This is a genomic window from Pseudomonas solani (assembly GCF_026072635.1).
GTDB classification, from domain to species: domain Bacteria; phylum Pseudomonadota; class Gammaproteobacteria; order Pseudomonadales; family Pseudomonadaceae; genus Metapseudomonas; species Metapseudomonas solani.
In genome coordinates this window covers 3,325,800-3,344,927 of record NZ_AP023081.1, presented here as the reverse complement: position 1 = coordinate 3,344,927, position 19,128 = coordinate 3,325,800, and the positions used below count along the sequence as shown (strand labels likewise).

At 66.1% G+C, this 19,128-nt stretch carries 16 protein-coding genes; 3 read left to right on the top strand and 13 right to left on the bottom strand.

Going from position 1 to position 19,128, the window contains the following annotated elements; all coding sequences use genetic code 11:
• Positions 1-258 precede the first annotated feature (258 nt).
• Positions 259-741 (bottom strand): DUF934 domain-containing protein, encoded by a 483-nt coding sequence (locus PSm6_RS15190; RefSeq protein WP_265167665.1) that lies wholly within the window; start codon positions 739-741, stop codon positions 259-261.
• Positions 738-2,408, bottom strand: a complete 1,671-nt coding sequence (nirA, locus tag PSm6_RS15185) for a nitrite reductase NirA (protein ID WP_021218800.1) — start codon at positions 2,406-2,408, stop codon at positions 738-740. The genes PSm6_RS15190 and nirA overlap by 4 nt, the downstream gene beginning before the upstream one ends.
• A gap of 291 nt (positions 2,409-2,699) precedes the next feature.
• Between nirA and ccoN the strand changes: the two genes are divergently transcribed.
• Complete coding sequence (ccoN, locus tag PSm6_RS15180; protein WP_021218801.1) at positions 2,700-4,124, top strand: cytochrome-c oxidase, cbb3-type subunit I; 1,425 nt, start codon at positions 2,700-2,702, stop codon at positions 4,122-4,124.
• Positions 4,125-4,134: 10 nt separating this feature from the next.
• Complete coding sequence (locus PSm6_RS15175) at positions 4,135-4,380, top strand: cbb3-type cytochrome oxidase subunit 3 (protein WP_021218802.1); 246 nt, start codon at positions 4,135-4,137, stop codon at positions 4,378-4,380.
• 151 nt (positions 4,381-4,531) lie between these two features.
• Here PSm6_RS15175 and PSm6_RS15170 read toward each other — a convergent pair whose 3' ends face one another.
• Both PSm6_RS15170 and PSm6_RS15165 read right to left on the bottom strand, forming a co-directional pair.
• Positions 4,532-5,308 (bottom strand): ferredoxin--NADP reductase, encoded by a 777-nt coding sequence (locus tag PSm6_RS15170; protein ID WP_021218803.1) that lies wholly within the window; start codon positions 5,306-5,308, stop codon positions 4,532-4,534.
• An 85-nt stretch (positions 5,309-5,393) separates the two neighbouring features.
• Positions 5,394-6,386 carry a TRAP transporter substrate-binding protein gene (locus PSm6_RS15165; protein ID WP_043244494.1) on the bottom strand — a complete coding sequence of 331 codons (993 nt, stop codon included), beginning with the start codon at positions 6,384-6,386 and terminating at the stop codon, positions 5,394-5,396.
• Between the two features lie 326 nt (positions 6,387-6,712).
• On the opposite strand from PSm6_RS15165, the gene PSm6_RS15160 reads away from it, so the two are divergent.
• Positions 6,713-7,837 (top strand): methyltransferase, encoded by a 1,125-nt coding sequence (locus tag PSm6_RS15160; RefSeq protein WP_265167664.1) that lies wholly within the window; start codon positions 6,713-6,715, stop codon positions 7,835-7,837.
• A gap of 318 nt (positions 7,838-8,155) precedes the next feature.
• On the opposite strand, the gene PSm6_RS15155 is transcribed toward PSm6_RS15160, so the two are convergent.
• The 9 genes from PSm6_RS15155 to PSm6_RS15115 form a co-directional block, all read right to left on the bottom strand.
• A complete protein-coding gene (locus PSm6_RS15155; protein WP_265167663.1) occupies positions 8,156-9,127 on the bottom strand; it encodes an IS110 family RNA-guided transposase in 972 nt (323 codons plus the stop codon).
• Positions 9,128-9,665: 538 nt separating this feature from the next.
• Positions 9,666-9,812, bottom strand: a complete 147-nt coding sequence (locus PSm6_RS15150; protein ID WP_021218806.1) for a DUF2474 domain-containing protein — start codon at positions 9,810-9,812, stop codon at positions 9,666-9,668.
• A gap of 17 nt (positions 9,813-9,829) precedes the next feature.
• Positions 9,830-10,837 (bottom strand): cytochrome d ubiquinol oxidase subunit II, encoded by a 1,008-nt coding sequence (cydB, locus tag PSm6_RS15145; RefSeq protein WP_021218807.1) that lies wholly within the window; start codon positions 10,835-10,837, stop codon positions 9,830-9,832.
• Between the two features lie 2 nt (positions 10,838-10,839).
• Positions 10,840-12,285 carry a cytochrome ubiquinol oxidase subunit I gene (locus PSm6_RS15140; protein WP_021218808.1) on the bottom strand — a complete coding sequence of 482 codons (1,446 nt, stop codon included), beginning with the start codon at positions 12,283-12,285 and terminating at the stop codon, positions 10,840-10,842.
• Positions 12,286-12,665: 380 nt separating this feature from the next.
• Positions 12,666-13,241 carry a nucleotidyltransferase family protein gene (locus tag PSm6_RS15135; protein WP_265170533.1) on the bottom strand — a complete coding sequence of 192 codons (576 nt, stop codon included), beginning with the start codon at positions 13,239-13,241 and terminating at the stop codon, positions 12,666-12,668.
• Between the two features lie 171 nt (positions 13,242-13,412).
• A complete protein-coding gene (locus tag PSm6_RS15130) occupies positions 13,413-14,384 on the bottom strand; it encodes an XdhC family protein (protein WP_021218810.1) in 972 nt (323 codons plus the stop codon).
• A 2-nt stretch (positions 14,385-14,386) separates the two neighbouring features.
• Positions 14,387-15,610 (bottom strand): cytochrome c, encoded by a 1,224-nt coding sequence (locus tag PSm6_RS15125; RefSeq protein ID WP_031287490.1) that lies wholly within the window; start codon positions 15,608-15,610, stop codon positions 14,387-14,389.
• Between the two features lie 2 nt (positions 15,611-15,612).
• Positions 15,613-16,152: a (2Fe-2S)-binding protein gene (locus tag PSm6_RS15120; RefSeq protein ID WP_021218812.1), complete on the bottom strand. Its 540-nt coding sequence runs from the start codon at positions 16,150-16,152 to the stop codon at positions 15,613-15,615.
• A complete protein-coding gene (locus PSm6_RS15115) occupies positions 16,145-18,976 on the bottom strand; it encodes a xanthine dehydrogenase family protein molybdopterin-binding subunit (RefSeq protein WP_265170482.1) in 2,832 nt (943 codons plus the stop codon). Before PSm6_RS15115 ends, PSm6_RS15120 begins: the two co-directional genes overlap by 8 nt.
• Positions 18,977-19,128: the final 152 nt, after the last annotated feature.

The window sequence follows — 19,128 nt, the reverse complement described above, 5'->3', positions numbered from 1 at the left end:
CAGGCGCGAAGGCTGCATCGGCGCTAACGGGGCGCGGCAGGCGGTTCGGCATGCGGGAAGATCGCGCGGCACGCTGCCACGCTCGGGTCGGGCGCGCGCTGGCGCCAGGGGAGGAAGGGGCCACGCCCGGGGTACTCGGGGGTGGTTTACAACTGTCGCTGTCCATTGGGTTCCGGATCAAAAAAACGGACGTGCATCCTAGGACATGAATGCACGCCGTTTAATCCGGGAATTTTTACCAATCGTGTACGAAGTCGCTTAGCGCCGCCGGAACAAGGGCCTCGGCTCGATCACCGAACGCCCGTAGAGCACGCTGACCCCGGCCAGCCCCTTGAGCGCGTCGACCACGGACTTGTCCGCGCGCACGGCGAAGGCATCGAAGCCGCACTGGCGCATGTGCGCGAGCTGGTCGCGCAGCACATCGCCCACCGCGCGCAGCTCGCCGTGCCAGCCCAGGCGGCTGCGCAGCAGGTAGGCCTGGCTGTAGCCGCGGCCGTCGCGGAAGCTGGGGAAGTCCACGGCGATCAGCGGCAGCGCATCGGTCAGCAGCGGCCCCAGCGCCTCCACCTCGTCGTCCGGTTGCAGCAGCAGGCCGTCCCGGCCATCACGCTCGCGCCACAGGGCCAGCGGCAGGATCAGCCGCCCGTCGGGCAGCGCCTCGCCCGCCTCGCGCACCAGGGTCCAGGGGTCGTCCGCGATCAGCTGCGGTTCATCGTCGAGCAGGCGGATGAGGTTGTTCATGCCGGCACCTGCTCACGCACGTAGACCCGTTCCTTGAAAGGCTCGATGCCGATGCGCCCGACGGTGTCGACAAAGCGCTCCTCCAGCTCGCGGTAATCCACATAGGTGGCGACAATGCGCTCGATCACCTCCGGGACCTCGGCGGCGCTGAACGAGGGGCCGATCACCTTGCCCAGCGCGGCGGCCATGCCCTGGGCGCCGCCGAGGGTGATCTGGTACCACTCGCTGCCGCCCTTATCCACACCGAGGATGCCGATGTTGCCGATGTGGTGGTGGCCACAGGCGTTCATGCAGCCGGAGATGTTCAGGCTCAGCTCGCCCAGGTCGTGCAGGTAGTCGAGGTCTTCGAAACGCTGCTGGATGGCCTGGGCGATGGGGATCGACTTGGCGTTGGCCAGGGCGCAGTAGTCGCCGCCAGGGCAGGCGATGATGTCGGTCAGCAGGCCGATGTTCGGCGTGGCCAGGCCAACGGCCACCGCCCGCGACCAGAGCGCGTGCAGGTCGCGCTTGCGCACATCGGGCAGCACCAGGTTCTGTTCATGGGCGATGCGTATCTCGCCGAAGCCGAACGCGTCCGCCCAATCGGCCACGGCCTCCATCTGCGCGGCGGTGACGTCACCCGGCGGCGCGTCGACCCCGGGCTTGGTGGAGAGCACCACGGCGGAATACCCGGGCACCTTGTGCGGCTGCAGGTTGCGCGAGCACCAGCGGGCGAAGGCCGGGTCGCTGGCCAGTTGGCTGCCGAAGCTCAGGTCGACGTCGTCGAGGGTTTCGTACACCGGCGCATCGAAGGCCGCGGCCACCCGCTGGTACTCGTCGGCGGTGAGCTGGGCCGGGCCGTCGCGCAGGTGCTGCCACTCGGCCTCCACTTCGCGGGAGAAGGCCTCGATACCCAGCGCCTTGACCAGGATCTTGATCCGCGCCTTGTACTTGTTGTCGCGCCGGCCGTGGCGGTTGTACACCCGCAGGATGGCCTCGACGTAGGACAGCAGGTGCTGCCAGGGCAGGCCATCGCGGATCTGCAACCCGAGGATCGGCGTGCGCCCCAGGCCGCCCCCCACCAGCACCCGCAGGCACATCTCGCCCGCCGCGTCGCGGTACAGGTAGAGCCCGATGTCGTGCATCTGGATGGCCGCGCGGTCTTCCCCGGAGGCGGAGATGGCGATCTTGAACTTGCGCGGCAGGAAGAGGAATTCGGGGTTGATGGTGGACCACTGGCGAAGGATTTCCGCCAGCGGGCGCGGGTCCAGCAGCTCGTCGGCGGCCACCCCGGCGAAGGCTTCGGTGGTGATGTTGCGCACACAGTTGCCGGAGGTCTGGATGGCGTGCATCTCCACTTCCGCCAGGCGTTCGAGGATGTCCGGCACCTCGGCCAGCTCGATCCAGTTGAACTGGATGTTCTGCCGCGTGGTGAAGTGGCCGTAGCCGCGGTCGTGGTCGCGGGCGATGCCGGCCAGGGTGCGCAGCTGGCCCGACGCCAGGGTGCCGTAGGGGATGGCCACGCGCAGCATGTAGGCGTGCTTCTGCATGTACAGGCCGTTCTGCAGGCGTAGCGGGAGGAACTCCTCCTCGCTCAGCTCATCGCTCATGCGCCGCGCCACCTGGTCGCGGAACTGCGCCACGCGCTCACGCACGAGCGCGTGGTCGTAGTCGTCGTATCGATACATGCAAGGCTCCTCGGGTCAGGCATCCGCCCCTGCACCGGGGGCGGAACAACGAGGTGCAACTATGGGCGGACCCGCGCAGCAGAAACAGCCGCAGATGCGCGATCTAAAACCGGATCAGATGAGCATCGCCTGGCGGCCTTGTTCCATCTGTCAGCCATCCGATCGGCCCTGATCTGATACCCAAAAACCTCAATTATCTGAGCCTGTTTTGTTTTGGCTCGCCTTCCTAGAGTGACGACCCTGCCAGCCCCCGTACTGGCACCCCCTTCCTTGCAATCGAAAGGTTTCGCCATGAGCACTGCAACACAGGAGCCCACCTACAACTACCGGGTGGTTCGTCAGTTCGCGATCATGACCGTCGTCTGGGGCGTAGTCGGCATGGGCCTGGGCGTGTTCATCGCCGCCCAACTGGTCTGGCCGCAGCTCAATCTCGACCTGCCCTGGACCAGCTTCGGCCGCCTGCGCCCGCTGCACACCAACCTGGTGATCTTCGCCTTCGGCGGCAGCGCGCTGTTCGCCACCAGCTACTACACCGTGCAGCGCACCTGCCAGGCGCGGCTGTTCGGCGACGGCCTGGCGGCCTTCACCTTCTGGGGCTGGCAGGCGCTGATCGTCTGCCTGCTGGTCACCCTGCCCCAGGGCCTGACCACCACCAAGGAATACGCCGAGGTGGAATTCACCGGCGCCGTGTGGATGGGCATCGTCTGGGTCGCCTACGCGGTGGTGTTCTTCGGCACGGTGATGAAGCGCAGCACCCCGCACATCTATGTGGGCAACTGGTTCTTCGGCGCCTTCATCCTGGTCACCACCATGCTCCACGTGGTCAACCACATGGCCATCCCGGTGAGCTGGTTCAAGTCCTACCCGCTGTACAGCGGCGCCACCGATGCCATGGTGCAGTGGTGGTACGGGCACAACGCGGTGGGCTTCTTCCTCACCACCGGCTTCCTCGGGATGATGTATTACTTCATCCCCAAACAGGCCGGGCGCCCGGTCTACTCCTACCGCCTGTCCATCGTTCACTTCTGGGCGCTGATCACCCTGTACATCTGGGCCGGCCCGCACCACCTGCACTACACCGCCCTGCCGGACTGGGCCCAGAGCCTGGGCATGGCGATGTCGATCATCCTCCTGGCGCCCAGCTGGGGCGGCATGATCAACGGCATGATGACCCTCTCCGGCGCCTGGCATAAGTTGCGCGACGACCCGATCCTGCGCTTCCTCATCGTCTCGCTGGCCTTCTACGGCATGTCCACCTTCGAGGGGCCGATGATGGCGATCAAAACGGTCAACGCCCTCTCCCACTACACCGACTGGACCATCGGCCACGTGCACGCCGGAGCCCTCGGCTGGGTGGCGATGATCACCTTCGGCTCGCTCTACCACCTGATCCCGAAGATCTTCGGTCGCGAGCGCATGTACAGCGTCGGCCTGATCAACACGCACTTCTGGCTGGCCACCATCGGCACCGTGCTCTACATCGCCTCGATGTGGGTCAACGGCATCACCCAGGGCCTGATGTGGCGCGCCATCAACGACGACGGCACCCTCACCTACTCCTTCGTCGAATCCCTGGAGGCCAGCCACTCGGGCTTCCTGGTGCGCTTCATCGGCGGGGTGTTCTTCCTCAGCGGCATGCTGCTGATGGCCTACAACACCTGGCGCACCCTGAAGGCGCCCCAGGCCGAACGGCACGCGCTCGGCGCCACGGCCTGAGGAGACGGGCATGGACACGGATACCTTCTACGGCCTGCTGTCCCTGGGCACCCTGGTGTTCTTCTACGTCGCCACCCAGTTCAGCCTGGGTGGCAAGAGCCAGCGGCAAATCGACGAAGCCACCATGCTGCCCTTCGCCGACGACGACCCCGTGGCCCGGCGCATGGAACGCGCCACCGGGCGCAGCAGCACCGGCTGCAGCTGCCCCGGCCGTTGCGACGGCGGCTGTGCGAATCGAGGGGATGTGGAGATGTGAAGCCCGCGCCGAGCAAAAGCGCCGCCGTAGGATGGGTAGAGCGAAGCGAAACCCATCGATACGAAGTACGGCACGACTTAGGTGCCGGGCTGCCAGCATGGGTTTCGCACGGCTCTACCCATCCTACGAACGCTCGCTGGGCCAACGTCTTCTACCAATAATTCTCCACCGCCACCTGCCCGGGCTTGCGGGTCAGGGCCAGGTTCATGTCGCGGGCCTTCAGCACGGCGCGGGTGTCTTCGATCATCTGCGGGTTGCCGCAGAGCATCACCCGCGAATGCTCGGGGGTCAGCGCCAGGCCGGCGGCACGCTCCAGTTCACCGTTCTCGATCAGCGTGGTGATGCGCCCGTTCAGCGCACCCGGCACCTGCTCGCGGGTGACCACGGGGATATAGGTCAGCTTGTCGGCGACGCCTTCCAGGTGCTCCAGCTCCTTGAGCCCGGCGATCAGCGGCTGGTAGGCCAGCTCGCTTTCGTGCCGTGCGCTGTACACCAGCAGGATGCGCTCGAAGCGCTGCCACACCTCCAGGTCCTGGAGGATCGACAGGAAGGGCGCGACACCGGTGCCGGTGGCCAGCAGCCAGAGGTCACGGCCGTCGATGAAGCGGTCGAGGGTGAGGAAGCCGAAGGCCTGCTTGTCGATCAGCAGGGTGTCGCCCTCGGCGAGGCGGCTCAGCTCGCTGGTGAACTCGCCGCCGGGCACCACGATGGAGAAGAACTCCAGGTGCTCGTCATGGGGCGCAGACACCATGGAATAGGCGCGCCACACGGTGCTGCCATCGGCCTTGGTCACGCCCAGGCGGGCGAACTGGCCGGCGCGGAAGCGGAAGCCGGGGTCACGGGTGGTGCGCAGGGTGAACAGGCTCGGCGTCAGGGTCTGGACGTCGAGCAGGGTCTGGCGGGTAAACTTCTCTTCGCTGGCGCTCATTGCGGGCTCCTTGTCGCTGGAACCCTGCCAGTGTCCCGCAAAGCGCGCGCGGGAAACACCCGCGCGCGTTGTGGCTATAGACCGATCAGCGCTTGCGGTTGACGGTCTGGGCGGCGCGCAGCACGTCGGCGCCGATCTCCGCTTCGTAGGTTTTCCACAGCGGCATCAGGGCCTGGCGCCAGGCATCGCGCTCCTCGGGGGTGAGGGTGACGACCTTGGTCTTGCCGGCGGCGATGACGCGCTCGCGGTCCTTCAGGTTCATCGCCTCGGCATCCTTGTTCACCGCGAAGGTGACTTCCTCGATGATGGCTTCCAGCTCGGTGCGGGTCTCGTAGGGAATGCTGATCCAGAACTTGTGGCTGGTGATCAGCATGTAGTTCAGCGAGCCATGGTTGGTTTCCATGATGAACGGCTGAACGGTGTCGACCTTCTGGCTGGCGATGTTCGACCAGGGGCCTTCGGTGCCCTGGATGGTGCCCGCCTGCAGGGCCTTGAAGGCATCGGCGAAGGGCATTTTCACGGTCTTGGCGCCGAGCAGGCCGAACTGTGCGTCGAGCACGGAGGACGGCTGGATACGGAAGGCCAGGCCCTTGGCGTCTTCAGGCTTGCGCAGCTCGCGGTTGGAGGTCAGCACCTTCATGCCGTTGTTCCAGTAGCCCAGGCCATAGATGCCCTGCTTGGACATGGAGCGCAGCAGCTCACGGCTCTTGTCACGCTTCTGGAAGCGCTTAACGGCTTCGAGGTCGTCGAACAGGAAGGGCAGGTCGAACACCTGCAGCTGCTTGGTATAGGCCTCGAACTTGGACAGCGAGGGCGCCAGCATCTGCACCTCGCCCTTCTGCAGCGCCTGGATCTCGTCGGCGTCGCCGTACAGGCTGGAGTTCGGGAAGACCTCGACCTTCACCTTGCCGGGCAGGCGCTCCTCCACCAGCTTCTTGAACAGCAGCGCGCCCTTGCCCTTGGGCGTGTCCTCGGCCACCACGTGGGAGAACTTGATGAGGATCGGCTCCTCGGCCAGTGCGGAGCTGGAAAGGACCATGAGCGAAGCGAAGAGCGCCCCGAACAGAGACTTGTACATGTATACACCTGTGCAAATGGCAACGGCGAAGCCCGCGCCATGCGCGTCGGCTCCGTCTGGAATAAGGTTTTTTCGGTGGAACGCCCGCTCCCAACCAGCGGGTACGCACCGTTTTTTACGGCGTACCAGGTCGTTCAGGGCAGAGAAATGCCAGATGCCTGGTTATTATTGGAGCTGTTCCGGCGGAGAGAATCGCCATGGGATGGCGGGCCGAAATCAGCGGCGTGGATTGTTAGTCAAAACTGATCAATAAACAAGCACCGCTAATCCAAACCAGCTCTCACTTCCAGCAGAATCTTCGCCTTCATCCGAGTCCAGAGTTCCCGATGCCCCAACTGCTCACCCCCTTCGGCCAGCTCGACCTGGTCCGTGTTCCCGACCAGCCGAACGACCCGCTGCAGGCGTTCGACGCCGCCGACGAATACCTGCTCGCCCACCTGCATGAGCAGGCGCCCGACGCCGCCACCCGGGTGCTGGTGCTCAACGACAGCTTCGGCGCCCTGGCCGCAAGCCTCGCGCCCCATGTGCAGGTCACCAGCAGCGGCGACTCGCACCTGGGCTTCCTCGGCCTGCAGCGCAACCTGGCGCGTAACGGCCTGGCCGCCGACGCGCAGCGCTTCGTGCCGGCAAATGAAATAGTCGAGGGGCCATTCGACCGGGTGCTGATCCGCGTGCCCAAGACCCTGGCCCTGATGGAAGAACAGCTGATCCGCCTGCAAGGCCAGCTGGCGCCCGGCGCCACGGTGGTGGCCGCCGGCATGGTCAAGCACCTGCCCCACGCCGCCGGCGACCTGCTGGAGAAATACATCGGCCCGATGCAGGCCTCGCTGGCGGTGAAAAAGGCCCGCCTGCTGGTGGCCACACAGGCGGACCGACCGCGCGCCCGCTCGCCCTACCCCACCCGCTACCTGCTGGAAAAGCCGCGCATCGAACTGCTCAACCACGCCAACGTGTTCTGCCGCGAGGGCCTGGACATCGGCACCCGCGCCTTCCTCCCGCACCTGCCCAAGCGCCTGGACGCCACCCGCGTAGCCGACCTGGGGTGCGGCAACGGCGTGCTCGGCATCGCCTACGCCCTGGCCAACCCGGCGGCGCAGTTGACCCTGGTGGACGAGTCCTACATGGCGGTGCAATCGGCTGTGGATAACTGGCGCGCGGCCCTGGGCGAGCGCGCGGTGGAGGTGCGTCCCGGCGATGGCCTGGCCGAGCAGCCGGCGGATTCGCTGGACCTGGTGCTGTGCAACCCGCCCTTCCACCAGCAGCAGGTGGTGGGCGACTTCCTCGCCTGGCGCATGTTCGTGCAGGCGCGCGATGCGCTGGTCACTGGAGGCGAACTGTGGATAGTCGGCAACCGCCACCTGGGCTACCACGCCAAGCTCAAGCGCCTGTACCGTGGCGTCGAGCAGGTCGCCGCCACGCCCAAGTTCGTGATCCTCAAGGCCACCAAGTAGAGGCGCGATTCAATCGGGCGCCGATGTAGGTCGGGTGCAACCCGATATCGCCGTCACAGGGATTCGCGGGTTCCACCGCCCTGCACGAGCCGACCGTCGCGTAGGGTGGACCCCGCTTCACCGGTCCACCATCGGAGCCAGACCGGGCATCGCTGGTGGATGTAAAAAGCGACATCCACCCTACCGTCCTGCGCTCCCTGGTACCGCGGGGAGTCGCTTAACCGTAGGTCGGGTGCAACCCGACATCACCGTCACAGGGATTCACGGGTTCCACCCGCCCTGCACGAGCCGACCGTCGCGTAGATACCGTCTTGATCCCTAGTGAGCAAGGGCCAGTTTTACGTCGTACGGCTGGCCCGATTTCAAGACGCCATAAGCGATGTTCAGCAGCTTACGCATCGCTGCGCAGATGATCTGCATGCCGGTCTTGCCCTTGGCTCTGAGGCGTTCTCTCATCGCTTTGATCGCCCCGTTGTGCTGCAGGGCGCAAACGGCAGGCATGTACAGCCCAGCACGCAGCCGCGATGAGCCCATCTTGGAAATGCGGGTCTGCCCCCGGTACTTACCAGACTCCTGCAAACGCGGATTGAGCCCGGCAAAGGCGGTAATCGCGCGGCTGCTGGTGAAGCGATGAGGGTCGCCCAGCTCCGCCAGGATCAGGGCGGCTGTCTTGTCCGCGATGCCATCGATGCTGGTCAACAGATCACGTTTGCCGCGCAGATCCGGGTCATTGTCGATGTGGTTGTTGATGGCCTTGAGGGTTTCCTCGATCTGTTGCTCGATGTGCCGCAACACTGAGCGGATCGACTCCTGCACGCTGGTATCGGCCACCTCCAGGCGATTGCTCTCCATCTGCTGGATTTCCTGCAGATCCGCCAGGCGCCGCATCAGTGCTTTCAGGCGCCGTATGGCGCGAGGTTCAGGCTGCCAGGGCCGTAGCTCATCTTGGTGGCGCTCGCCGTATTCGGCGATCAGCTTGGCGTCGACCTTGTCAGTTTTCACGCGCTGCAGCTGACTGCGGGCGTAGTGAGCGATTTGCGCTGGGTTGAGGACGCAGACCCGATAGTTCTGCTCCAGCAGCCATTCGGCCAGGGCTTCATGGTGGATGCCGGTGGCTTCCATCACGACCCAGGCACCCGCCTCGCTGTGCTTGTTCAGCCACTCCTGCAGCGTGCGAAAGCCCGCCTCGCTGTTGGCCAACTTGGCCTTGGTGCGGTACTTGCCGTTCGCCTGCAGGGTGGCGATATCAAACGTGTGCTTCGCAATGTCGACACCAATGACACTGGGCATGTGTGCTCCTCCTGATCGTTCCAAATGCGATCATCACTGCACCCGGCCCAACCTTGTGAATGCGAGCTCTGGGCTCAAGATACCGTTCGGGCTGTTCGAGTGAGTGTGGAGGGGCGGAGCACTATCTACGTCGCAGGCTCAGGGCCTAAGGGTGGACACGACTTCCAGCCCCTCCCCCGATGATCAGTCGGGAACTATTACCCCTGAAGGGGTAGTTAGTCGAGATACAAGGGTGGACCCCGCCTCACCGGTCCACCATCGGAGCCAAACCGGGCATCGCCGGTGGATGTAAAAAGCGACATCCACCCTACCGTCCCGCGCTCCCTGGTACCGCAGGGAGTCGCTCAACCGTAGGTCGGATGCAACCCGATATCGCCGTCACAGGGATCGCGGGTTCCACCCGCCCTGCACGAGCCGACCGTCGCGTAGGGTGGACCCCGCTTCACCGGTCCACCATCGGAGCCGAGCCAGGCACCTTGCTCCCGCAACGTGCATCGCGAGCAGAGCTCGCTCCTACGGGAGCGAGCCCGGACCCGGCTCAGGGCGTGCTCAGCCCCGCCGCATTCATGAACAGCCGCAGCAGGTAGGACACGGCGCCCAGCGCCAGGACGCTGCCGGTCCAGATCGCCAGCAGCCAGCCCAGGCGTTGCCACAGGGGCTTCTTCTCGGGGTTATCCACAGCCATGGTCGCTCTCCTGTCCACTAGTGGTAGCCCTGGTCCGGGGTGACCTTGCCGCGGAACACGTAGTAGCTCCAGGCGGTGTACACGAGGATGAAGGGGATGATGAACAGAGCCCCCACCAGCGCGAAACCCTGGCTCTGCGGCGGCGCGGCGGCCTGCCAGATGCTCAGCGAGCCCGGCACGATGTTCGGCCACAGGCTGATGCCCAGGCCGCTGTAGCCGAGGAAGATGAGGATCAGGGTCAGCACGAAGGGCTTGATGTTGTCGTAGTTCGCCACCGAGCGCAGCAGGTAGAAGAAGGTCACCAACACCAGCAGCGGCACCGGCATGAACCAGAACAGGTTGGGCAGGCTGAACCAGCGCTGGGCGATCTCGCCATGGGACAGCGGGGTCCAGATGCTGACGATGCCGATCACCGCCAGCAGCACCAAGGCCAGCGGGCGGGCCATGTCGTGCATCTGCTCCTGCAGGCGGCCTTCGGTCTTCATGATCAGCCAGGTGCAGCCGAGCAGCGCATAGGCCGCCACCAGCCCCAGGCCGCTGAAGATCGGGAAGGGTGCCAGCCAGTCCAGGCCACCGCCGGCGAACTGGCGGTTCTCCACCGGGATGCCTTCGATGAAGGCCCCCAGGGCCACGCCCTGGAAGAAGGTCGCCGCCAGGGAGCCGCCGATGAAGGCCTTGTCCCAGATGTGGCGCTTGTGCTCCTTGGCCTTGAAGCGGAACTCGAAGGCCACGCCCCGGAACACCAGGCCGATGAGCATGAACATCAGCGGCAGGTAGAGGGCGCTGAGCACCACCGAGTAGGCCAGCGGGAAGGCCGCGAACAGCCCCGCCCCGCCCAGCACCAGCCAGGTCTCGTTACCGTCCCACACCGGCGCCACGGTGTTCATCATCACGTCGCGCTCGGAGTCGTCCTTGACGAAGGGGAAGAGGATGCCGATGCCCAGGTCGAAGCCGTCCATCACCACGTACATCATCACGCCGAAGACGATGATGATTGCCCAGATCAGAGAAAGGTCGATGCCCATGTTCAATTCCTCGCGCCCAGGTCGTCGCCACTGGCGTCATCGTCGTCCATGTTCTCGTCGGCGGCCGAGATCGGCCGTGCCGGCGTGCGTTTCTGGCCAGGGCCACCGATGCCCTGCTCCTTGCCCTCGTCGGTCTTCGGTCCTTTGCGCACCAGGCGCAGCAGGTAGCTGAAGCCGGCGCCGAACACGGCGAAATAGACCACCACGAACATGATCAGGGTGAGGCTCATCTGCGCGAAGCTGTGGTTCGACGAGGCGTCGGCGGTGCGCATCAGCCCATACACGACCCAGGGCTGGCGGCCGATCTCGGTGGTGAACCAGCCGGCGAGGATGGCGATCAACCCGGACGGCCCCATCCACAGGCACAGGTAGAGGAACGGCCGCGAAGTGAACAGCCCGCCGCGCCAGCGCAACCACAGGCTCCAGACGCCGGCCAGGATCATCAGCAGGCCCAGGGCGACCATGATGCGGAACGACCAGAAGACGATGGTGGAGTTGGGCCGGTCTTCCTTGGGGAAGTCCTTCAGCGCCGGCACCTGCTTGTCCAGGCTGTGGGTGAGGATCAGGCTGCCGAGGTAGGGAATCTCCACCTTGAAGCGGGTTTCCTCGCGCTCCATGTCCGGCCAGCCGAAGAGGATCAACGGGGTCGCCTCGCCACTGCTGTTGTCCCAGTGCCCTTCCATCGCGGCGATCTTCGCCGGCTGGTGCTTGAGGGTGTTGAGGCCGTGCAGGTCACCGATGAACGCCTGGATCGGCGCCACCAGCAGGGCCATCCACATGGCCATGGAGAGCATCTGGCGGATCGCCGGGTTGTCACGCCCGCGCAGCAGGTGCCAGGCCGCCGAGGAGCCGACGAAGAAGGCCGTGGCGAGGAAGGCCGCGGTGGCCATGTGCGCCAGGCGATAGGGGAAGGACGGGTTGAAGATCACCGCGAACCAGTCGGTGGGGATCACCCGGCCGTCGATGATCTCGAAGCCCTGGGGCGTCTGCATCCAGCTGTTGGAGGCGAGGATCCAGAAGGTGGAGATCAGCGTGCCGATGGCCACCATCACCGTGGAGAAGAAGTGCAGGCCCGGCCCGACGCGGTTCCAGCCGAACAGCATCACGCCGAGGAAGCCGGCCTCGAGGAAGAATGCGGTGAGCACCTCGTAGGTCAGCAGCGGCCCGGTGACCGAGCCGGCGAAGTCGGAGAAGGCGCTCCAGTTGGTGCCGAACTGATAGGCCATCACCAGGCCGGACACCACGCCCATGCCGAAGTTGACGGCGAAAATCTTCGACCAGAAGTGATAGAGGTCGCGATAGACCTCCCGGTTGGTCTTCAGCCACAAGCCTTCCAATACCGCCAGGTAACTCGCCAGGCCAATGGTGATGGCCGGAAAGATGATGTGGAAGGAAATGGTGAAGGCGAACTGGATTCGGGCGAGATCAAGAGCCTCCAATCCGAACATTACGGCGTCCTCATAGCTGGTTTCACGGGCACGGCCCTGGGCAGGTCACTCCGGCAATTGGAGCGCTGCTCATGGGAATTCGTTCTTTTTATGTGGAGTTTCAGGGAGATGGCGGCCCAAACGGCCGCAAGCGCAAACCCAAAGGTCGGGCATTGACGCAGATCAATCAGCAGCTAAAGAGTAGCGCTTCGCTTGAAGAAAAATGCTGTGGTCGATTGCCACGCGGCAGGTTGCCGCAGCGAGTGGATAGCTCTGGACAAACACGGAGCCGGACCGGAGCTCCGCTACAAGGTCACTGGACAGTCCTGAGCAGCCCGCTAACCCGCCTGGTGGATGGATGAAGCGTCATCCACCCTACACCCCTGGAAGCCGGTGCACGCCTACGGCCGTGGCGCGTGCCCCGAATCAAGGGCCTTGGGCGTGTCCACGTCCAGCACCACGCCGGGGTCGTCCACCTCCAGCGCCAACCAGGCCTCGCGATGGGCGGCGAGCACCGCACGGGCACCTTCGTCGCCCTGGAGGCGTTCGAGCTCGGGCCAGAAATCGCGCCCGAAGATCACCGGATGGCCGCGCAGGCCGTGGTGCAGCGGGAACAGGATGTGCTGCGCATCGGCCTGGGCCACCAACTGGCGCAGCGTCGCCTCGGCCAGCCAGGGCATGTCCCCCAGCATCACCGCCACGGCCCTGCCCCGGGCTGTGGATAACCCGCGCACGCCGGCCGCCAGGCTGTGGCCCATGCCCAGGTCGGCGTCCGCGCAGCGGATTACGGGGCAATCGTCGGGCAGGCCCAGCGCCGCCGGGTCGTCCTCAGGGCGCAGCACCACATGCACCTCATCGAACACCGCCCGCGCCCGCGCCACGCTGGCCGCCAGCAGGGTGCGCCCATCGGCCAGGCGCGCCTGGCGCTTGTCGCTGCCGAAGCGTGTGCCACGGCCAGCGGCGAGGATCAGGGCGATGACGGGGGCATGACAACTCCTGGGATCTCACAGAATGGGTGGGAGCGAATTCATTCGCGAAAGGACCGCGCAGCGGTCCCAGCAGCAAACCGATACAAAGCAGCAGCCTGTCGGCTGCCATCGCGAATGAATTCGCTCCTACAGGGTTTCCCCAGCGTTCCGTCCAGGGAATCAAACCCGCTCGCGCGGTATCGCATTGCGCACCCGCAGGATGTCGGCAAGCACCGCCAGGGCGATCTCCGCCGGGGTCTTGCTGCCCAGGTTCAGGCCGATGGGGGCGATGATGCGGTCGATCTCGGTTTCGCTCAGGCCGCCCACGCGGCGCAGGCGCTCCCGGCGCTTGGTGCTGGTGGCCATCGAGCCCATCACGCCGATGTAGAAGGCTTCGGTGCGCACCGCCTCGATCATCGCCAGGTCGTCGATGCGCGGGTCGTGGGTCAGGGCCACCACGGCGGTGTCGGCGTGGCAACCACCGTTGCGGATCACTTCGGAGGGCAGCTCGCGGCGCACCTCGACGCCCGGCAGCTCGACGCCCTCGAGCACCTCCTCGCGGGGGTCGCAGAGCACCACCTCGAAGCCCAGCGGCTGGGCGAATTCGGCGCACACCTGGGCCACCGAGGAATAGCCCGCCAGCAGCAGGCGCTGGGCAGCACCGACGCGCAGGCGGATCACCTGTTCGTTACGCTCCACCCGGGCGCCCTGCTCGCGGTCCTCCAGCAGGGTGCGGGTGCCGCCGTCGATGCGGATCTCCCGCAGCAGCCGGCGCTGGCCGGCCAGGGCGCTTTCCAGCTCGCGCAGGTGCGCCTGCACCTCGCAATCGGCCGGCAGGTTCTCCACCAGCACGTCCAGCACCCCGCCGCAGGGCAGGCTGATCTTCGAACGCTCATCGCTGCCGTCGCCGTAGCGCACCAGCGCCAGCGGCTCGGGGAATGCGCCTTCGGCGACACGTTCGAGGAAGTCATCCTCGACGCAACCACCGGACAACGACCCCACCCACTGCCCCGCCTCGTTGGCGGCCAGCAGCGAGCCCGGCGCACGGGGCGCCGAGCCGTAGGTGGAAAGCACGGTACAGAGCCAGACACGCTGGCCGGCCCTGGACCATTCGAGGGCCTTGCGCACGACGATGAGGTCGAGGTGTTGCATGGTCAGTGAACCTTTTCGCTTCGCAGTTGGGAGACGCTCTCCATACCGATGTCCCCGGGCGATCCTCCCCAGGTCTGGCGCAGGTAGTTGAGCAGATCGCGCATCCGCGCGTCATCAAGATCATGCAGGAATCCCGGCATAGGCTGCATGCGTTCGAAGCCGGTGAACTGCTGCTCGCGGATGCCATCGTCGATCACCCGCAGCAGGTTGCGCGAATCCTCCTGGCGCAGGGTGGTGTTGCCGGCCATGGCCACCGCCACGTGGGGGATGCCCTGCCCCTCAGCACCATGGCAGCCGGCGCAGAGGTTCAGGTACTCCTGGCGACCGGCCTGGCCGCTGGCGGTGAGCTCGGCCAGCGGGCGGGTGGCGATGGTCGCCGGCGCCGGCGGCTGGTCACCCATGAGGAACACCGCCATGGCCTGGTGATCCACCTCCGGCAGGTATTGCAGGCTGTGGTGCAGCACCGGGTACATCTCGTTGAACACCGAGCCCTGGCCGCTGATGCCGTGCTTGAGGAAGGTCGCCAGGTCGTCGGTGGTCCAGCCACGGGCGGCCAGCGCCTCGGCCTTCAGGCTCGGCGCCAGGTAGCCCAGGAGCACACCGCCTTCCATGCGCTGGTCCTGCTGCAGGGCACCGAGCGCGTTGCGCGGGGTGTGGCATTCGCCGCAGTGGCCGAGGGCTTCCACCAGGTACTGGCCACGCTGCCAGGCCTCGCTCTTGCCTTCCGCCGGCTGCATCTGCACGCGGTTCTTGTAGAGCATGTTCCAGAAGGCCAGGCCGAAGCGCAGGTTGAACGGGAAGGTCAGGCTGGTCTGCGGGCTCGCCTTGGGGATCGGCTCGCGGCTCATCAGGTAGGCGTAGAGGGCATCGGAGTCCTCCCGGGTGATGAGGTGGTAGGAGGTGTAGGGCATCGCCGGGTAGAGCTTGCTGCCGTCGGGCTTCTCGCCCTGGGTCAGCGCGCGGTAGAGGTCATCGGCGGTGTAGTTGCCGATGCCGTGCTCCTTGTCCGGGCTGATGTTGGTGCCATAGATGGTGCCGAACGGCGACTCCAGGGGCAGGCCGCCGGCATAGGGGGCGCTGCCCTCGATGCTGTGGCAGGCCACGCAGTCGGCGGCGCGGGAGATGTAGCGGCCGCGCTCGATCAGGGCCTTGTCGGCGGGCGCTTCGGGCGCGGCGGTGGCGGCCAGGGGCAGGAGCAGCCCGGCGGCGATCAGCAGTGCTTTCATCATCAGCCTTCCTTCACCAGACCCAGTTCCTCGACCACATCGCGCGCGGCGTTGTAGTAGCGGACGTAACCGGTGCAACGGCAGATGTGCTTGCCCAGGGCGTTGTCGATCTCACCCTCCAGCTCGCTGCGCTTGATCGGCTGGCGCTGCAGCTTCTCCACCAGCACGGTGGCGGCGTTGACGTAGCCGGGGGTGCAGTAGCTGCACTGGAAGGCGAACTGGTCGACGAACTTCTGCTGGATGGGGTTGAGGCTCTTCACCTCGCCCTTGTCGTCGAGCTGGGCGTGGCCCTCCACCGTGCGCACCTTCTTGCCGGCGAAGAAATGCGCGCCGGTGATGCAGGTGCGGATTTCCTCGCTGGTGCCGTCGGGCTTGTCGAGGATGGCCACGCAGGCGTGGCACACGCCCTGGCCGCAGCCCAGGCGCGAGCCGGTGAGGTTCAGGTACTCGTGGAGGAAGTCGATCATCATCAGGTCGTCCGCCACCTCGATGGGGCCGACGGCCTGGCCGTTGATGTTCATGCTGAGCGCGCGGTTAGCCATGGAGGGCCTCCTTGATGCGGGCCGGAGTCAGGGGAAGGTCGCGCAGGCGCTTGCCGGTGGCGTGGGCCACGGCGTTCACGATGGCGCCGACCACGGGGATCATCACCACTTCGGCGATGCCCTTGGCCGGGTCGCTGGGCGACAGCGGCGGCAAGATCTCCGCCGTCTGCGACCACACGGCGACGTCCTTCGCCCGGGGCAGCTGGTAGCGGTTGAAGTTCCAGGTGCCCTCGCCCGGGCCCCCTTCGTAGAGCGGCATTTCCTCCATCAGCGCGTGGCCGATGCCCATGGCGATGCCGCCTTCCAGCTGGCCGAGCACCAGCTCGGGGACGATCACCCGGCCGCACTCCATCCAGGAATGGTGGTTGATCACGGTGGCCTGGCCGCTGCCTTTGTTGACCTTGATCTCCACCAGGGTGGCCACCGGGCTGTAGTAGGTGACCATGGCGTTATTGAGCTGGGTTTCCGGGTAGCTGACCGAGACGCGGTCCAGCAGGTGGTAGCCGTTGCGGGTCATCAGGGCGCGCTTGCCGGCGTCGGCACCGGCGCCGTACTTCACCGCCACCGCGTCCAGCGGCAGGCTCTCGCGCACGCCGTTGATCTCGAACTCGGCCGAGGCCCACTTCCAGCGGTTGAAGCCGTGCACGCTGGCACCGGTGACCAGGCCCAGGTCATGGGCCTTCTTCGCCAGCAGCTCGAAGGGGATCGGCGGCATGCCGCCGGCGCTCAGGGCGCCATCCTTCCAGTGGGCGTCTTCGCGGCGCACCACGTAGGGGTTGAGCGAGCCGTTGTACTCGCCACGGCCCCAGATGCTCAGCGCCGCCGGCCACAGGCCGAAGTTGAAGAGGATGCGCGCCGCCTCGCGGGTGGCGTGGCCGGAGTAGTAGGCGGAGTTGGTGGCCGAGGACGGCGACGCCAGCTTGCCCACCCAGCGCGGGTTCTTCAGCGCGGCGTCCTGGTCGGCCTGGCTGATGATGTAGGGGTTACCGCTGGTGACCAGGCCCAGCTCGTGCCAGTCGGTCTCCCCGGTCTTGATCTCGTGGGCCGGCTGGCCCAGGTGGTCGGCAGCCAGCAGTGCCTGGGAGGTGGCCATGCCGGTGCCCATGTCGATGGCCACGTGGCGCAGCAGCACGCGCCCGTCGGCGGTGATCTCCAGGCTCGCCAGGGGCGCCTCGGAGCCGGTGCCGAAGTCCTTCTGGCACATGGCGAAGCCGACGCCGTAGAGGTTGTCCGGGTCCTCGGCGTCGAAGCGCTGCTTGCGCTCCGCGCGGGTGCGCCAGATTTCATGCTGGGCGGCCTTGTCGAGGATCTCGTCGAGGCGCAGGGCACCGGCGGGAATCGCACCCTGGGTGTTCTTCATGCCGGTCTTGAACACGTTCTTCCTGCGCAGCTCGATGGCGTCCAGGCCCAGGCGGCCGGCCACCTCGTCCACCATCATCTCGGTGGCGGCCATGGTCTGCAGGGTGCCGTAGCCGCGCATGGAGCCGGCCTCGACGCCGCGCGAATGGTACGCGGTGGCGGCCAGGTCGCTCTGCGGCAGGTAGTAGATGGACTGCGCCGCCGTGGCGCCGACCGCCGCCACCGAGGAGCTGTAGTTGGCGCGGCCGCCGCCGTCGACGTCCATGTGCGCGCGGAAGATCTGGAAGCTGTGGTCCTGCTTGTTCACCGCCAGTTGGTAATGCATGTCGAAGGGGTGGCGCTTGATGCCGCTCTGGAACTGCTCGTAGCGGTCGTTGGCCAGGCGCACCGGCACGCCTTCGCCGTACATCGCGGCGAGCGCGGCGTAGAAGACGAAGATGTTGTTGTCCTTGGAGCCGTAGCCCACGGTGTAGCCCGGGTGCAGGTTGAGCTTGGCCACCTTGAAGCGCGACGGCGCCAGCATGTGCGCGGTCTGCTCGGCCACCTCGAAGGGGCACTGGGTGGCGACCACGAAGTGCAGGGTGCCGCTCTCGGCGTCATACCAGCCATTGCCGTTGTCGGCTTCCAGGGCCGCCGGTTCGATGGACTGGGTGGTGAAGCGCTCGTCGAACACCAGCCAGTCTTCCGGCGGCGCCTTGAGCTGCTGCTCCATGCGTTCGGCGTAATAGAGGCCCTGCTGGGTCAGGTCGCCGTTGATCTTGGCCTGCTGGCTCCACACCGGTTTGCGCTGGCGGATGATGGGGAACAGCATGCTGTCCTTGAGGCTGGAGAACACGTCCGGCTCGAAAGCCGTCTCGCCGCCCACCCGCACGAAGCGGAAGCTGCCGTAGGGGTCGGCCTGGTACAGCTCGGCCTTGGCGCCGTAGCGCACCACCTTCTCGTTGAACTTGAGGATGTTCTTGGCCCGGCGGTAGCGGTCGAAGTCGGTCCAGATGGCCATCGCCACCGGGTGGCCGATGAACATCGGCACCTGGCCTTCCGGCAGGAAGGGATCGAGGTTGTGGCCTTCGGGGAAGCCGATGCCGTCACGGGCGAGGTCCGCCGCGGTGACCAGGCGATCGGGCTGCAGCTCGTCGCCGAGCATGGACAGGTCGAGGCCGGCGTAGAGCTGGTCGGCGCGGGTCGCCTTGATCAGCAGCGCATGGCCCTGGCGCTGGGGCCAGCCGGGCATGTCCTTGGCGCGAATGTCACGGGCGAAGACCTTGGCCCCGCAGGCCTTGGAAACGCCGTCGATGCGCGCTCGTGCCTGGCCACCGGGCGTATACCAGGGCTGCGGCGAGGCGGTGACCTTGTCCTCGAACAATGCAGCAAAGGCCTTGCTGCCCAGTGGTGCCAGCGTGATGCCGATACCTGCGATGACACTGCCCTGCAAGAAGGCGCGTCGGGATAACTCACGGTTGGACATACCCGATCCTTGGGGCGCGATCTGTGCCGGCCCCTGTTTCCTGTGCGTAGTAATCCGTCGGCCCCGAGGCTCGGGGTCGATGAGAATGGTCGAGAGGGTTTCTGACTCGAAGGTCAGATTCTAATGGAACCGAATCGGCAGACAAGAAAAAA

Excerpts from the sequence above, each read along its gene's own strand:
- PSm6_RS15190 (WP_265167665.1), bottom strand. The coding sequence starts at position 741 with ATGAACAACCTCATCCGCCTGCTCGACGATGAACCGCAGCTGATCGCG.
- nirA (WP_021218800.1), bottom strand. The coding sequence starts at position 2,408 with ATGTATCGATACGACGACTACGACCACGCGCTCGTGCGTGAGCGCGTG.
- ccoN (WP_021218801.1), top strand. The coding sequence starts at position 2,700 with ATGAGCACTGCAACACAGGAGCCCACCTACAACTACCGGGTGGTTCGT.
- PSm6_RS15175 (WP_021218802.1), top strand. The coding sequence starts at position 4,135 with ATGGACACGGATACCTTCTACGGCCTGCTGTCCCTGGGCACCCTGGTG.
- PSm6_RS15170 (WP_021218803.1), bottom strand. The coding sequence starts at position 5,308 with ATGAGCGCCAGCGAAGAGAAGTTTACCCGCCAGACCCTGCTCGACGTC.
- PSm6_RS15165 (WP_043244494.1), bottom strand. The coding sequence starts at position 6,386 with ATGTACAAGTCTCTGTTCGGGGCGCTCTTCGCTTCGCTCATGGTCCTT.
- PSm6_RS15160 (WP_265167664.1), top strand. The coding sequence starts at position 6,713 with ATGCCCCAACTGCTCACCCCCTTCGGCCAGCTCGACCTGGTCCGTGTT.
- PSm6_RS15155 (WP_265167663.1), bottom strand. The coding sequence starts at position 9,127 with ATGCCCAGTGTCATTGGTGTCGACATTGCGAAGCACACGTTTGATATC.
- PSm6_RS15150 (WP_021218806.1), bottom strand. The coding sequence starts at position 9,812 with ATGGCTGTGGATAACCCCGAGAAGAAGCCCCTGTGGCAACGCCTGGGC.
- cydB (WP_021218807.1), bottom strand. The coding sequence starts at position 10,837 with ATGGGCATCGACCTTTCTCTGATCTGGGCAATCATCATCGTCTTCGGC.
- PSm6_RS15140 (WP_021218808.1), bottom strand. The coding sequence starts at position 12,285 with ATGTTCGGATTGGAGGCTCTTGATCTCGCCCGAATCCAGTTCGCCTTC.
- PSm6_RS15130 (WP_021218810.1), bottom strand. The coding sequence starts at position 14,384 with ATGCAACACCTCGACCTCATCGTCGTGCGCAAGGCCCTCGAATGGTCC.
- PSm6_RS15125 (WP_031287490.1), bottom strand. The coding sequence starts at position 15,610 with ATGAAAGCACTGCTGATCGCCGCCGGGCTGCTCCTGCCCCTGGCCGCC.
- PSm6_RS15120 (WP_021218812.1), bottom strand. The coding sequence starts at position 16,152 with ATGGCTAACCGCGCGCTCAGCATGAACATCAACGGCCAGGCCGTCGGC.
- PSm6_RS15115 (WP_265170482.1), bottom strand. The coding sequence starts at position 18,976 with ATGTCCAACCGTGAGTTATCCCGACGCGCCTTCTTGCAGGGCAGTGTC.